At 54.6% G+C, this 14,377-nt stretch carries 10 protein-coding genes; all 10 read right to left on the bottom strand.

All coding sequences use genetic code 11. The features are described from left to right. Positions 1–231 precede the first annotated feature (231 nt). The 10 genes from ACTVJH_RS07655 to mfd all read right to left on the bottom strand — a co-directional run bounded on the left by ACTVJH_RS07655 (position 232) and on the right by mfd (position 14,077). Positions 232–876 (bottom strand): potassium channel family protein, encoded by a 645-nt coding sequence (locus ACTVJH_RS07655; RefSeq protein ID WP_455989105.1) that lies wholly within the window; start codon positions 874–876, stop codon positions 232–234. 303 nt (positions 877–1,179) lie between these two features. Continuing rightward, positions 1,180–2,538, bottom strand: a complete 1,359-nt coding sequence (locus ACTVJH_RS07650) for a TrkH family potassium uptake protein (protein WP_455989103.1) — start codon at positions 2,536–2,538, stop codon at positions 1,180–1,182. Positions 2,539–2,932: 394 nt separating this feature from the next. After that, positions 2,933–3,196, bottom strand: coding sequence for a 30S ribosomal protein S20 (gene rpsT / locus ACTVJH_RS07645; protein ID WP_455989101.1), 264 nt, complete (start codon positions 3,194–3,196; stop codon positions 2,933–2,935). Positions 3,197–3,531: 335 nt separating this feature from the next. After that, positions 3,532–5,622, bottom strand: coding sequence for a glycine--tRNA ligase subunit beta (gene glyS, locus ACTVJH_RS07640; protein WP_455989099.1), 2,091 nt, complete (start codon positions 5,620–5,622; stop codon positions 3,532–3,534). 27 nt (positions 5,623–5,649) lie between these two features. Continuing rightward, complete coding sequence (locus ACTVJH_RS07635; RefSeq protein ID WP_455989097.1) at positions 5,650–6,525, bottom strand: glycine--tRNA ligase subunit alpha; 876 nt, start codon at positions 6,523–6,525, stop codon at positions 5,650–5,652. 107 nt (positions 6,526–6,632) lie between these two features. Next, the gene (gene recO, locus ACTVJH_RS07630; RefSeq protein ID WP_455989095.1) at positions 6,633–7,379 is read right to left on the bottom strand and encodes a DNA repair protein RecO; all 747 of its coding nucleotides are present in this window, start codon (positions 7,377–7,379) and stop codon (positions 6,633–6,635) included. A 75-nt stretch (positions 7,380–7,454) separates the two neighbouring features. Beyond that, on the bottom strand, positions 7,455–8,510 hold the full coding sequence (locus ACTVJH_RS07625) for a helix-turn-helix domain-containing protein (RefSeq protein ID WP_455989093.1): 1,056 nt from the start codon (positions 8,508–8,510) through the stop codon (positions 7,455–7,457). A gap of 46 nt (positions 8,511–8,556) precedes the next feature. Further along, positions 8,557–9,477 carry a SurA N-terminal domain-containing protein gene (locus tag ACTVJH_RS07620; RefSeq protein ID WP_455989091.1) on the bottom strand — a complete coding sequence of 307 codons (921 nt, stop codon included), beginning with the start codon at positions 9,475–9,477 and terminating at the stop codon, positions 8,557–8,559. A gap of 134 nt (positions 9,478–9,611) precedes the next feature. Beyond that, positions 9,612–10,619, bottom strand: coding sequence for a peptidylprolyl isomerase (locus ACTVJH_RS07615; protein WP_455989089.1), 1,008 nt, complete (start codon positions 10,617–10,619; stop codon positions 9,612–9,614). A gap of 2 nt (positions 10,620–10,621) precedes the next feature. Continuing rightward, the gene (gene mfd / locus ACTVJH_RS07610) at positions 10,622–14,077 is read right to left on the bottom strand and encodes a transcription-repair coupling factor (protein ID WP_455989087.1); all 3,456 of its coding nucleotides are present in this window, start codon (positions 14,075–14,077) and stop codon (positions 10,622–10,624) included. Between the last annotated feature and the right edge of the window lie 300 nt (positions 14,078–14,377).

Below are 14,377 nucleotides of genomic sequence, written 5' to 3'. Positions count from 1 at the left end.
CTCAGGGAAAACTGCATTAAGTGCGCATAAGTACGCAGAGCACAGTGCGCAGTACGCAGTTTTTACGACATCTATACGCGTTAATGTATAGATAAAGTTGTGTCATTCCGGCCAAAACGATCTTTTTCTTGCTCTTCAAAAGCTATAGGTTTTTTCTGCGCACTGCGCACTGCGTCCTGCGCACTCACCGCACTGCGTACTTATGCGCACTGTGTCCTGCGCACTTATTATCTACGCCTCTGCCCCGGCGATATCCTCATCCTTGCCGATGACCACCAGATGTTCCCCTTTTTCCAGAAGTCTTTGAGGATCGGGGATGAAATCAGGCTCCTTTCTTCCCACCTGCTTGATCGCGACCACCTGGATATTGAGCGTATTGGTCAGGTTGAGTTCCACGAGATTCTTGCCCGCCCATTTATCCACCTCAAGTTCGCGCAAAACCACCCCCTGGCCAAGAGAAAGGGAGTCCAGAAACCCTGGATCGACCAGCTTGCGGGCCAATTCCTCGGCTGCCACGCGCTCGGGAAACGTGACGTGTTTGATTCCGATATGTTTTAAGATCTTTTCGTGGTCTTCACTGACCGCCTTGACCCAGACATCCTCGGCCCCAAGCTCTTTGAGATGCAGGGCGATCAGAATACTTGCCTCCATGGACTGGCCCACGCTGACGATGACATGCTTCAGGTCAGCGAGTCCGAGCTGGGTCAGGGCGACAACATCCGTGGCATTGGCCTGATACACCTGGGTCAGAGTTTCCTGGGCCGCCTGGACCATGGTCTGATCCGAATCGATCCCAATGACCCGGTGCCCCATCCTGACAAGGGCCGAGCCGAGAAAAAAGCCGAATTTACCCAAACCGATGATTCCGATTTCCATGACGATCACCTGAAATACAAAAGATTAACGACAAAAGACATTCTCGCGCAGAGGCGCAGGGACGCAGAGAAAAACTTTTTTGAGGAACTCTTCGAGTTCCTCACTTCGTCCCATGCGCTCCGATGTTGAAGCCTGTACGTACCTTGCTTTCTTAAATTCAAAGAATTCACGGCAAAAATGCCTTTCTCTGCGTCCCTGCGTCCCTGCACGAAAAAAATCCCTCTTCGCGAGCCCCTTCCTGCGCACTGCGTACTGCGAACTGCGCACTATGTACTGCATACTGTGTACTGCGCACTCGCCCCCCTACCCGATGAGCATATCCCGCTCGGGCCAGGAAAAATGCTCTCTGGTCTGCCATCCCTGCAAAAAGGCCAGAAAGGCGATGGGACCGAGTCTGCCCACAAACATGAGCACAATGATCACCCCCTTGCCCACCGGGGAGAGATTGGGCGTGAGTCCGGTGCTCAGACCGACTGTGCCAAAGGCCGAGACCACCTCGAAAAGGATGTCCACAACCTGAGCCCGAAGGTGCAGATGCGGGAGATCACCCCCCTCGCTGATGACCAGAATCACCGTGGCTGCCCCCACCACGACAGAGGCCAGAATGAGCAGAACGAGCGCCTTGTTCACGGATTTTTCCTCCAGGGCGTACCCGCCAATGACCACCTGTCTGCGGCCCAGCAACTGGGCCTTGGCAAAGGCGATGATCGTCCTGAAGGTGGTCGTCTTGATTCCGCCGGCGCAGGACCCCGGCGACCCGCCGATGAGCATCAGGGGAATCATGATCACCAGGGCGATATTGGTCATTGCCCCGATGTCCACGGTATTGAACCCTGCGGTTCGCGTGGTCACCGACTGGAACAGGGCGGTCAAGAGATGGGTTCCCATGTGATCCAGTCTCATACCCTTATCATACCATTCAGCCGCAAAGATGACCACCCATCCCAAAAGGATGAGAAAAAGGGAGGTCCGAAGCACGATTTTCGTCTGCCATGCGAGCCTTTGGGATGCACCATTCGTGGACCGGGCCCGTGAGCGTATGGTTTTGACAATATCGATGAGTACGGAAAACCCGAGCCCTCCGAAAATGATCAGCACCATGATCACCCCGTTGACCCCCACATGGGAATCCCAGTGCATCAGACTCGAATCGAACAGGGAAAACCCGGCATTGCAAAACGCGGACACAGCATGAAACATAGCGGAAAAGGGATGAAAGCCGCCCGGGTCCCCCAAAAAAAGCAGGGATGCGCCAGCCGCCTCGATGCAGAAACAAAGCAGCACGATCTGAATCAGAAACCGGCCCAGATGAAAAGAGGGATCATGGAGCAGGGACTGCCCCACGGCCAATCGATCCGTGATACTGACCCGTTTGTGCCACAGATAGAAGACCAGGCTGGTATAGGTCATGACCCCGAGTCCCCCGACCTGGATGAGAAAAAGGATCACTGATTGACCAAAGGTTGAGAATCCACTGGTGGGCACGACAATCAACCCGGTCACGCAGGTTGCCGACGTGGCGGTGAACAGGGCGTTGAGCCAGGAAATGCTCCCGGGTTGGGACCAGCTGATCTCGAGTTGTAAAAGAAAGGTCCCGATCACAATGGTCACCGCGAAGAAATAGATGGGAAGACCAAACGGGGTTATCAGGCGCTGTTTCATGGTTGATCAGCCTGCGACAGATGTACAATGTGCTTGTTTAGAGGAAAAGAAAGGCAATTGCTAACTATTCAGCACGATAATTCGGCATAAGAATGTGTCTTTTCCCGGGAACGCCGAGCGTCTGCTCGGCCTTTCAGGCAATGGAGATGGCGTATCGTTATACTATTTCCGGGCGTGCCGGGCGTGCCGTCCGCCCCTGTTTCCTGTTGGTTCGCAGACGGAGTGCCGAGCAGACGCTCGGCACTCCCGGGTGGCAAAACATAATCGGCAATCAGTGACTGAATAGTCACGGAAAATGAACCCATTATGCGTAGTCAATGCCTCTTGAAAAGGCAATGAAAAAGCCCGGCACCAAGGTGCCGGGCTTTATATGTGCTGCGTATGGAGATCAGAACTAGGCCAGGGCGCTGACTGCCTTGCTCAACCGGGAAATCTTCCGGGCGGCCGTACGCCAATGGACAACCTTCTTGGAAGCGGCGCTGTCCAGGACGGATGTGGCACTCTGCAGGGCCTGCTGAGCCTTTTCAGCGTCCTTGTTCTCGATGGCCAGACGAACAGCCTTGACGCTGTGCTTGATCCTGGTCTTGACCATTCTGTTGCGATTGCGGGCCTGGATGCTCTGACGATGTCTTTTCAGTGCGGACTTATGGTTAGCCAAAAGTAAATCCTCCTAACTATATTGAAGTAACCGGGTTGACCCGGTCCCGGAATGTACACCACCTGCTTGAAAAAAAGGGTATCTATGCAAGAGCGGCCATTCTTGTCAAGCTGATTTTTTAATCCCCGGACAAGAAAACAGCACAAAATCAACGAATCGGTTTCCGCCTTTCCTGCGCACTGCGAACTCTGTATTTCTATGCCCCCTAACTACGAATAATTCTGTCACAAATCGTTCTCGTTTCGGACGGGCACATGGGTCCCCAACACTTCAAACGGCCCTTCCCCGCCTTTCCTGCGCACTGCGCACTGTGCACTGCGCACTTCCCCCCCTTCTTAAATCTGAAGGGCCGAAAAATCGGCCAGCCGGCTCAACCGACGAACCAATTCGTAGAGCATGTTCAACCGGTTGGACCGCAGATCGAGATCATCGCTCATGACCATGACGGAATCGAAGAACCCGTCCACAACCGGGCGCAGGGTCCACAATTCAGCCAGCAGCCCGGCAAAATCGTCCTCATCCCAGAGCTGGTCCCATTTTTCGCGGCTTGCCGCAAGATGGGCGTGGAGACTTTTTTCAGCCTCTTCCTGCAAAAGATTCGGGTCGACAATTCCGGTCAGGTTCACCCCGGACTCTTCACCCTGCTTGCGAATGATGTTGTCGGCCCGCTTGAAGGTCAGCACGGCCTGATCAAAATCTTTTGCCTCGGCAAAATCCGACAGGGCCCGGACCCGTTTTTCCAGGGCCACGACATCATTTATTCCGGCGTTGATGGCCGCATCCAGGACCTTGGTTCCAAATCCCTTTCCGGCCCAATAATTGCGTAGGCGCTGGGCAAAAAACGCCATGAGGTTGTCCAGAGTCTCTGCGGGCTCTGTCTTCCAGGTGACATTTTCATACCCTTCCAGGGCCAGCCGCAAAAGTTCCTCGACATCGGTCCTGATCCCGTGTTCGAGGATGATCCGGCATATCCCAAGGGTACATCGCCGCAGAGCAAAGTGATCGGCAGCCCCTGTGGGAATCTTGCCGATGCCGAAACATCCGGCCAGGGTATCGAGTTTGTCGGCCATGGCCAGGATTCCCCCTGCCAGAGTCGAGGGACAGGAACTCTCCTGACCGCTCGGGAGATACTGCTCGGCAAGGGCCTGTGCCACCACGGGGCTCTCCCCTTTTTTGGCGGCATAAATGCCCCCCATGATTCCCTGAAGGTCATCGAATTCATAGACCATTTCCGAAACCAGATCCGCCTTGGCCAAGGTACCGGCCCGGGTCAGGTCCTGGACAAGGTCAGGGGCGAAATCACGGGCCATGGCTCCGGCCAGTCGGGAGAGTCTGCGGGATTTGTCTCCCATGGAACCAAGAGGTCCCAGAAAGGTGACGTTTTCAAGCTTGTCCAGCCAGGTAGTAAATTCCCTGGTAAGATCGGCCTTCCAGAAGAACATGGCATCTTCGAGCCGGGCCTTGAGCACCCGCTCCCACCCTTTTCTGACCACATCCACGGATTGGGGCTCGAGATTGATCACGGTCAGGAAACAGGGCAGCAGCCGGCCGTTTGGACCATGAACTCCAAAACTCTTTTGATGGACTTCCATGCTTGTGAGCAGGACTTCGGCCGGAAGCTCGAGATAGGCCGCGTCGAAATTACCGAGTACGGGCACAGGATATTCCACCAGATTGGCCACGTGATGGATGAGCCCCTCGTTCCAGGCGATGGTTCCCCCTGCCTTGCGGGCCAGCTCATCTCCCCCGGCAATGATCATGGCAACACGGTCCTCATGGGACAAAACAACCTTTCCCTGCTCATGAACCACGGAAACATACGCATCGGCATGCTCCACCACAAAGGGTCCGGGCCCCAGAACGCGATGGCCGCGTGTCGTATTTCCGGCATCGAGCCCGGCAACGGAAAAGGGAACGACCTCCTTGTCCAGCAGAGCCAGAAACCAGCGTAAAGGACGGCCAAAGGTAAATCGGGATGTTTCCCAGTGCATCTTTTTGGGAAAGGGAAGATGAGCGATTATCTCTCTGCAGATCTCTCCGAGTATCCTGGCGGCCGGTTCACCGCCAACAATTTTTTTGACCGCCAGATATTCGCCCTTGCCCGTGTCAGTGACAAAGACCTCCTCCATCGCCACCTGCTGGGAACGGGCAAACCCAAGTCCGGCCTTGGTCGGGGCCCCTTGTTCGTCAAAGGCAATCTTCGCAGGCGGGCCCGTGACCACGACCTCCTCCCGCTTTTGAACCTCGGCCATATCCCTGCAATCAACTACCAGTCGGCGGGGCGTGGAAAAGGTGGTTATCTCCCCGTGGGCCAATGCGGCCTCACCAAGACGTTCCTCAAATCCCTCTTTCAAGGCCTTGTCCAATATCGGTAAAAACCGGGCCGGCATCTCCTCGACACCGATTTCCAAAACAAAATGGGCCATATCTCTTCAACCTCGTTCGTTCAAAAATTATGCGTCATGCCGGAGCAGGGGATGTGCCATGTCCTCACGGGTCTGGACATAGACCCGGGCGATCCCGGCAGCCAGCTTTCTGACCCGGGCGATGTAGTTGGCGCGCTCGGTGATGGAAATGGCTCCCCGGGCGTCCAGAAGATTGAAGGCATGCGAGCATTTCAGACAATGATCATACGCGGGCAGAGCCAGACCCAGTTCGCAGACCCGTCGGCATTCCTTTTCACTGGCCTCGAACGTGGCAAAAAGCATGTCCTGATCGCTGACATCAAAATTGTACCTGGACTGTTCGACCTCGTTTTGATGGTAGACATCCCCATAGGTCACGGTGTCGTTCCACATCATGTCGTACACGGATTCCTTTTCCTGGAGATACATGCACAATCGTTCCATCCCGTAGGTCAACTCCACGGTGATGGGCTCGAGTTCCAATCCGCCGACCTGCTGGAAATAGGTAAACTGACTGATTTCCATACCGTTGAGCCAGACCTCCCAGCCAAGGCCCCAGGCCCCGAGGGTGGGGGATTCCCAGTCGTCTTCCACAAACCGGATGTCGTGCCTGGCCGCATCGATCCCCAGAACACCGAGACTTTTGAGATAGAGATCCTGAACATCCGCGGGCGCGGGCTTCAGGACCACCTGATACTGATAGAAATGCTGCATCCGGTTGGGATTTTCCCCGTAGCGTCCATCCGTGGGCCGCCTGGAGGGCTCCACATAGGCCGCCTTCCACGGTTCCGGACCAAGAACCCTGAAAAATGTGGCCGGATTGAAGGTCCCGGCGCCTGTCTCGATATCGTAGGGCTGCTGGATCACACATCCATAATCAGCCCAGAATTGCTGCAGCTTGAAAATGACATCCTGAAAATTCATCCTTGTCTCCATTGAAAATCAAATGATTGCAACCAGGGTCCGGCATATCGGATGAACCCCTTATACCGCCGATCCTGCATGTATGGTGTGTCCTGTAGAGCAAACGGCTAACAGCGTACGAAACGGTTGTCTTCGTCCGCAATCCCCAGATGATAACGGATGAACCGATCCACAAAGGTATAGATCTCTGTCCGCAGATGACTGCCGGGTGTCCAATTCACCCACTTGCCGATCTCGGTTTCCTTGAGGTGGTGCAGAAGAGACACCCCCTGCCAGGAGATCCGAGCAATCGTCCTCCCCTCCGAGCACGAGGGACACAGAAAATATCCGTCCTCAACAGAAGATCCTGCCCAGCCATGTTCCTGCAAAACCGCACCGCACGATGCACAATGCGCGACATCGAGGGTATAGCCCTGCTCAAAGGCCAGGGCGATCCTGAAAAGAACCGGGAAAAACAATGAAGGTGGTCCGGCAAGGGTATCAAACCCGCCGAGCATGGACATAACCAGGGCATAGGCATCGGCCGACCGGGCCTCACCCGTGTGCACGGCCTCGAAAAACCGCAGGCAATTCCCCACCATCCCGACCTTCTGAAAGTCCTTTTTCAAATTCACAAAGCCCTGAAGAAGGGTTCCTTCCTCAAGGCTCAGATACTGGTTGCGCTTACCCGCACTGACCCGGAACAGCACCTGGTTGAGGTGGTCGAGACAGCCGCAGAACCGCCGCCTGCTCTTGCGACCGCCAAAGGCGAATCCGGTGACAATACCCCGGGAAGGCGAAAGGAAGCGGACCCAGCAATCGTTCTCGCGGAACGTTCCCACCCGCAAAATGACGACCTTTTCCGTAAACTCCATGCCAGATCACCGGATAAACGAACATCCCGAAGTTGCCGGGCATGGCATAACTCCCGGATGGCATAAGATGCGGCACTACTCGGCAGGAGCCGAGACTACCAACGACTTGACGACACCAAGATCACCCTCGAACAAGTAGGGTTCAGCATCCACAAAAAGGCGGACTCCACCGGCATTGCCAAGACGAAGTTCCACATTCTCGTTAAAGGGAATATTCACGCTCTGACCGGGTTTAAGCAGACGGACGGTCTTGTCCAAAGCGGTCTTTCTGTCGGCAGTCGCACTCAACCAACATTCATGCGTCGCTTCAACGCGCATGACATGCGCCTTGGTGACTACCTCGGGCTTGGAAGCGGATACATCGGGCCGGGTCTCGCCGACAGAAGAAGTAACCGGGGAAACCGCTTGAGTAGCCATGTCTTTCTGATCGCCATCCAGGGAATTGCCCCGGGAAATCTCAGAGGTCCTGGAAACTGCTTGATCCGAAACGGTTCCCGCCTGATCATTGTTTTTTTCATCCACCCCGGCGGCCTCGGGTTGCTGCGAGGAAGACACATCACGGTCATCGACCGCTTCGGCAGCTTCATCAGTCACCATCTGATCCGTCCCGGCACCCTTTTCTGATGCATCTTCAGCAACAGCCGGTTCATCCTCTTCTTCCGTGACGGGCAGGGGAGCCGGCGTCTCCAAATCGCTGCTTCCGTCCTGCTCCATGACAACCGGGGAAACAGGTTTGATCTCGCGAGAAACATATGACCCGATCAGCCAGACGACTGCTGCGAGAATAGCCAGACCAAAGACGATCAGCCGGAATGTGCCGGCTCTGGACTTCGTTTTTCTGCGGACATTGAGCTCAGGGACTCCGGGATCAATGTCAAGAGGATCATCAGGCTCTTCAACCACAGCAAGATACTCATGAACAACCTTGTCCTGGTCGAGCCCCAACAGATTGGCGTAATTACGAATGAAACCTTTTGTGTAAACGGGGTGGGGTAAACGGGCGACATCCCCCTTTTCAAGGGATTCAAGAACATACAAGCTGATCTTGGTTCGTTCATAGACCTCCTGTAAACTCAACCCCGCATCCTGGCGAGCCGTCTTGAACAGTTCGCCCAATTCCTGCATCGACATGCTCCAATCCCCCTCAAAACGATTCAATGATTCCGGTTGCAACTCGTTACATACGAATATCGAGTACGGCCTTTGTTTTGAGCCCTTCCATGTAGTCCTGGAACCGCTCTTCGATTCGTGGACGATACAAAATATCCCGAATCTTGTCCTTGACCTCCTCGAAAGGAGGGGCATCTCCAGGAGTCAGATTCAGAACACGCAAAAAGGCCTGGTTGCCGTTTAAGTCGAAAGGTTCGCTGATATCCCCTTCCTCGAGTCCTCGCAAGACCTCTTTCCAGGAGTCTCGCATATCGGCCCAGCGAACCTCTCCTATCTCGCCGCCCTGGTCTTTACCGGGACCAAGAGAATACTGGGCCGCAGCCTGACCAAAGGATATCTCTCCAGCCAGGAGACGATTGCGCAATTCCTGAATGTCAAACCCCGGGTCCACGAGGATCATGGCGAGTTCAACCTTCTTCTCCCCGGAAAAATCATCCTGGTGCTCCGCATAATACCTCTTCATCTCCTCTTCGGTAATCACGACCTTGCGCCGGACCATGGCACCTATGAGACGTTGACGCATGATATCCTTTTTGACCTTCTCTTCATAATCCTTGCGGGTCATCTCCTGGAGCTTGAGCTGATCGAGGAATTGTTCTTCTGTCAGGTTGTTCTGCTGCTTGAGGGCTTCGACCTGATTCTTGATCTCCACGTCCGAGACAGTCATTTCCAACCGTTCAGCCTCGGCCTCGAGAAGCAGATCGTTGACCATCTGCATGAGCACCTTTTTTCTGACGTCCTGAAGGGCCTTTTCCTCATCCCGGGTCAGGACGCGTCCCTCGAATTGCTGCGTATACCCCTTGATCTGCTGATTGACATCAAACAGGGTGATGATCTCTCCATTGACCACGGCAACAATGCGGTCAACGATTTCCTCTGCGTGGGCCGCAGGGACACAGCTCAGAAGAAACAGGATCATTCCAAGCATATAACTCCATTTTGTTCCGAGACATCTTTTCAGAGATTCTCTCATACGGGGTATCCTTTTACGTCTTGATGATATGCGATCTCAACTGGTTGATACGATCTCTCACGCCGCAAACGAACCGTACAAAGCCGGGGTCATTGCACGGGCGGCTCGCCTGCATCTTCCTGCGAATCTATTGCATTCTCGTTCAAAAGCCCGGTAATCTCGATCGTGACATGGGAAAGGGCCTGGTTCAGCCATCCATCAAAAGCCGTCTGCATCCCCTCCTCCACAAGTCGTTGCTCCACCAATGAATAGGCGGCAGAAGGAGACAAAAAAGACTGGGGCAATCGCTCATGCAGGAACAATATGGTCATCATGTTTGTACCGGCGATCACATTGGTTGCACTACCCGGGGCAAGATTGACAAGATGTTCATGCCAGGCGGCCGACAGATTGTGTCCCGGCAGATCCATTTCATGGATGTCCACAGTGGATGGACCCTCCTGCGGGGCTGCTGCTTGATCACCCTTCTGATACTTCTTGAAGGCCGCGATCAGGGCTTCGCGATCCTTGCTCTGGAACACGGTAAACACGAAACGTTCCGGAATCAGGAACTCACTTCTGTGTTCACGATAATAACTCTTGGCATCCTCATAGGTCACAGATACCCGAGGCCGAAGATACTCCTCAAGAAACCGCTGCGTACTCAATCGGGAACGTAGCCGCTCACGCCATTGGTCAAGATCGACATATTCTTCGATAAGTGTCTGCTCAAACGCTTTGTCGTCCGGATAATCCGCCCGAATCAGGGCTTCCTCCCTGGCCACATCCTCATCGCTCACTGCAAACTGTTCGGCTGCAAGTGTCTGCTCGATCAACCGTTGAAGAATGATATTGGCGAGGACCGTACCGTACTCCGCGCCAAGAGATTGAACGTCAAAATCGTTGACCGAAGACCAGTTCATATAATGCAGATCATGGTCGGCACGAACCTCGGAAAGATAGATGGGCTCCCCGTTTATCCGGGCAACCACACCCCTGGGAGGCGGATCCGAAACACATCCGACGAATACCAACAGGGCAAGTATGACACCACCCGTGCAGAACAAAAGCCCGGGAAAGGGCAGGGGGCGTGAAAAAACTGATGTACCGGGATGCATGATCACAACCCCTCTTTTGTCTTGACGAATGTATCGGATAAATCCTCCAGACTCTCCTTGAAAATACGCATGGACAGGGAGATAGATGGATTGTCCGCACAGCGCAACTCCAATTTTCCGGGAGGAATGAGCCGGGACCGGTCTTCGTTGGCCTCCACCCAGGCAACCAGCGACAGGGGATCGATCCGGGCATCCTCCTCATCCCAGCTGACAACAACCTTGTTGGCGTAGATATCGGCCTGAATCCCGCCCAACGTTTTGATCACGAACTTGAGCTTTAAAATTTCCACAAAGGTTTGGAGAGGATCAGGAATCGGTCCGAAGCGGTCCCGGATCTCCTGAATGATTTCGTCGAGATCCGCAGGCCGCGAACACATGGAAAGCACCCGGTAATAGTGCAGCCGTTCCGAGGCCTCGAGGATATAGTTCTCCGGGATGTGTGCCGGAACACCAATGTGCAGCTCGGGTTCCCTGACCTCGGCAACCGGTTCGCCCTTGAGACGCTGGACTTCCTCTTCCAGGATCTCAAGAAACATATCCAGACCGACCTTGCCGATGGTTCCGGACTGGACCTCGCCAAGAATGTTCCCGGCTCCCCGCAGTCTGAGATCCTCCATGGCCACCTGAAACCCGGCCCCCAGATAATCCAGATCCAAAATGACCTTGAGCCGCTTGCGGGCCTCTTCCTGAAGATTTTCCAGCGACGGGATCACGAAATAGGCATAGGCCTGTTCCCGGGAACGGCCTACCCGGCCCCGCAATTGATAGAGCTGTCCGAGTCCGAACAACTGGGCCTGATCTACGATCAGGGTATTGGCCTTGGGAAAATCAAGACCGGATTCGATGATGGAGGTGCAGACCAGGACATCGAGCTCCTGATGCCAGAATTTGTGCATGGTCTCTTCAAGCTCCCTGGCCGGCATCTGCCCATGAGCCGAGGCAACCCGGGCATCGGGAACCAGAGACTGGACATAATCCCTTACCCGGTCAAGCCCCTGAACCCGGTTATAGACCCAGAACACCTGGCCCAGACGTCCGAGCTCCCGCTCGAGAATGGCCTGCAGTTCCGGGGTTTCCCGTTCCATGAGAGCCGTTTTAACGGCTTTACGTTCCAGAGGCGGGGTCTCGATGACGCTCAGCCCTCGTATTCCGGACAAAGACAGCTGCAGGGTTCTGGGAATGGGCGTGGCCGTGAGTGTCAGGACATCGATATCCCGCTTCAGACTCTTGAGTCGCTCCTTGTGCTTGACCCCGAAGCGTTGTTCTTCGTCCAGGATGAGCAGGGAAAGATGGGGCAGAGAAACATCCTTGGACAGGATGCGATGGGTACCGATGAGGATATCCACCTCGCCGCGGGCAGCAGCCTGGACAATGAGTTTCTGGGTCAGTTTGGGTACGAATCTGGAGAGCATGGCCACCCGCACGGAAAAATCCTCCATGCGCTGACGAAAATTCTGGTAATGCTGCTCGGCCAGTACGGTTGTCGGACAAAGCAATGCCACCTGCTTGCCGTCGACCACGGCCCGAAAAGCTGCGCGCAGGGCCACTTCGGTCTTGCCGAACCCCACATCCCCGCAGACAAGACGATCCATGGGCATGGAGCCTTCCATATCCCTGATGACATCGTAGATGGCCTGCTCCTGGTCCCGGGTTTCCTCGAATCCGAAACTCGCCTCGAACTCCCAATAAATTTCAGGACGCGGGCCATAGGAATACCCTTTGTTCACCTTGCGCAGGGCATACATTTCCACAAGATCCCGGGCAATTTTCTCAATGGCCTTGCGCACCCGGGCCTTACTCTTCATCCATCCCGTGCCGCCAAGATGATCTAAAACAACACTCTTACCTTCGGGGCCCTTGTACTTCTGGACCATGCCCATCCGGTCCACAGGAAGATAGAGCTTATCATCGTTGGCGTAGTGCAGGATCAGGTAATCGTTGGCAACGGCTCCTGCCTGGATATGGATGAGCCCGCCAAACCGGGCCAGTCCGTAATCCCGGTGGACCAGAAAATCCTCGGGCGCGATTTCATCAAAACTGGTCAGGCCTTTGAACTCTTTGCCCTTGCCCGGAATAATCCTCGTGGTTTCCCTGGGTTGAAGCACATCCTCGGCCAGGATGAGCATGTCGCACCAGACCAGTTTCATCCCCTTGGTCAACGGAGAAACCAGGGCGAACAGCCCCTTTGTGTCCGGTGCGTAGTCAAGATAAAAGGAGAGTCCTTCCTGATCGGCAAAAGAAAGAAACCGTTTGCGGGAATGCTCGGAATGAAAACAGACGAGAACCTGTCTGTAGGTCCGCTTCCACTCCCCCAGACCGGCTATGAGACTTTTAAGAGGACGCTTCCTTTTTTCAGGTTCCCAGAAGATATCGTCAAAGGAGAGGATGGGATTCTCGACAAGCTCGAGCCCTTGTTCCCGCTGTCCCATGACCAATGACTCGAACAGGACATGATGACGTTCCAACCAGGTCCCTCTGGCCTGGCCCATGGTTTGGAGAATGGAAGGCAACGGCCAGGCACGGTCAGGCTGCGCCAGATACTCCTTCCAGGCCCACTTCTGCTCTTCAAGCCGTGATCTGGCATCTGTGGCGCCTGTGACAAAAAAGATGGTCTCCTCACCCAGCCAGTGATCCATGCCCACGGGATTCTTGTAGTACAGACCGGGTGGAATGTGCAGATCATTGGTCTCCAGGGCGCTCATCAGTCCCTTGAAAACAGGGCCGGGAAGTTCTCCTGAATTCTTGAGATCCTCCCATTTTTCCAGGGCATCCTGCCGATAGGTGAAATCCTGCACCGCCGGGGTGCAGGGAAGGATCACCAGCTGTTCAAGTTCTTTTTTGGATCGCTGGGAAAGGGGTTCGAACTGACGCAGACTTTCCAGGGTATCCCCGAAAAATTCCATGCGCACCGGAAATTCATACCCCGGGCAGGCAATGTCGAAAATATCGCCGCGCAAGGCCATCTCTCCGGTCTTGGAAACCATGGACACACGCGAGTATCCCCAGTCAGCAAATTTTTCCAGAAGTCGTTCGGGCGAATGGTCTTCTCCGGGAACAAGATGAAGATGCTGCTCGTTGACCACATTTTTGTCAGGCCACTTGGGAAGGAGATTTCCCATCGGCAGGAGAATCCCCCTGCCGCGTCCACCCTGGGCCAGGGAAAAAAATCCGGCCCACCGTTCCCCCCACAAGCGACGTTCTTCCTTGCCGGGTGTCACCGGCGGAAACGCAACCCATGACCTTTCCCAGAACTCCTGACCCTCCTTTGAAGGCGCAAAGAGTTGGATAAGGGCCTTGTACACGGACATTTCCGCCACAGAGCCGAGAAGGATGACCACGGTCTTGCCCCGGGCGATCAGTTCCTGGGCCATGAAAATCTGGCTGGCAGGGCCGCTTTTGTAAACTCTGTGAATGCCTGTGGGATCGAGAAGCTGGGAGAGTATGGGTAGTGTGGACACGATAGTCTTTTGTAAAAAGGAAACAGGCAAAGGCCGCCTTGAAGTATTCAAGGACGGCCTTTGGATGCAGTGAGTTGAAGGATTTATTCAAAAACGCCTGAAAAATCCAAAACTGGGATCAGGCCTTTTGAAACGTACGTCAGGCCTGACTGGAGCTAGTCAGGAAGCATCATAACCAGCAGATAAAATAAAAGAATTCCGGATGTCGAGTCTTGAAAAAACTTGTGACTTCGTGAGTTTTTCCTGCGTACTGCGTACTGCGCACTCAACCTCTCCCGCCTTCCTGTCCCGAATGATCCT

This window comes from Desulfoplanes sp. PS50 (assembly GCF_053851535.1).
Note: the sequence above shows the minus strand (reverse complement) of the source record. Positions and strands in the feature narration are given on the sequence as shown.

Coding starts and splice junctions, on each gene's coding strand:
- ACTVJH_RS07655 (WP_455989105.1), bottom strand. CDS start 876: ATGGAAATCGGAATCATCGGTTTGGGTAAATTCGGCTTTTTTCTCGGC.
- ACTVJH_RS07650 (WP_455989103.1), bottom strand. CDS start 2,538: ATGAAACAGCGCCTGATAACCCCGTTTGGTCTTCCCATCTATTTCTTC.
- glyS (WP_455989099.1), bottom strand. CDS start 5,622: ATGGCCCATTTTGTTTTGGAAATCGGTGTCGAGGAGATGCCGGCCCGG.
- ACTVJH_RS07635 (WP_455989097.1), bottom strand. CDS start 6,525: ATGAATTTTCAGGATGTCATTTTCAAGCTGCAGCAATTCTGGGCTGAT.
- recO (WP_455989095.1), bottom strand. CDS start 7,379: ATGGAGTTTACGGAAAAGGTCGTCATTTTGCGGGTGGGAACGTTCCGC.
- ACTVJH_RS07625 (WP_455989093.1), bottom strand. CDS start 8,510: ATGTCGATGCAGGAATTGGGCGAACTGTTCAAGACGGCTCGCCAGGAT.
- ACTVJH_RS07620 (WP_455989091.1), bottom strand. CDS start 9,477: ATGCTTGGAATGATCCTGTTTCTTCTGAGCTGTGTCCCTGCGGCCCAC.
- ACTVJH_RS07615 (WP_455989089.1), bottom strand. CDS start 10,619: ATGCATCCCGGTACATCAGTTTTTTCACGCCCCCTGCCCTTTCCCGGG.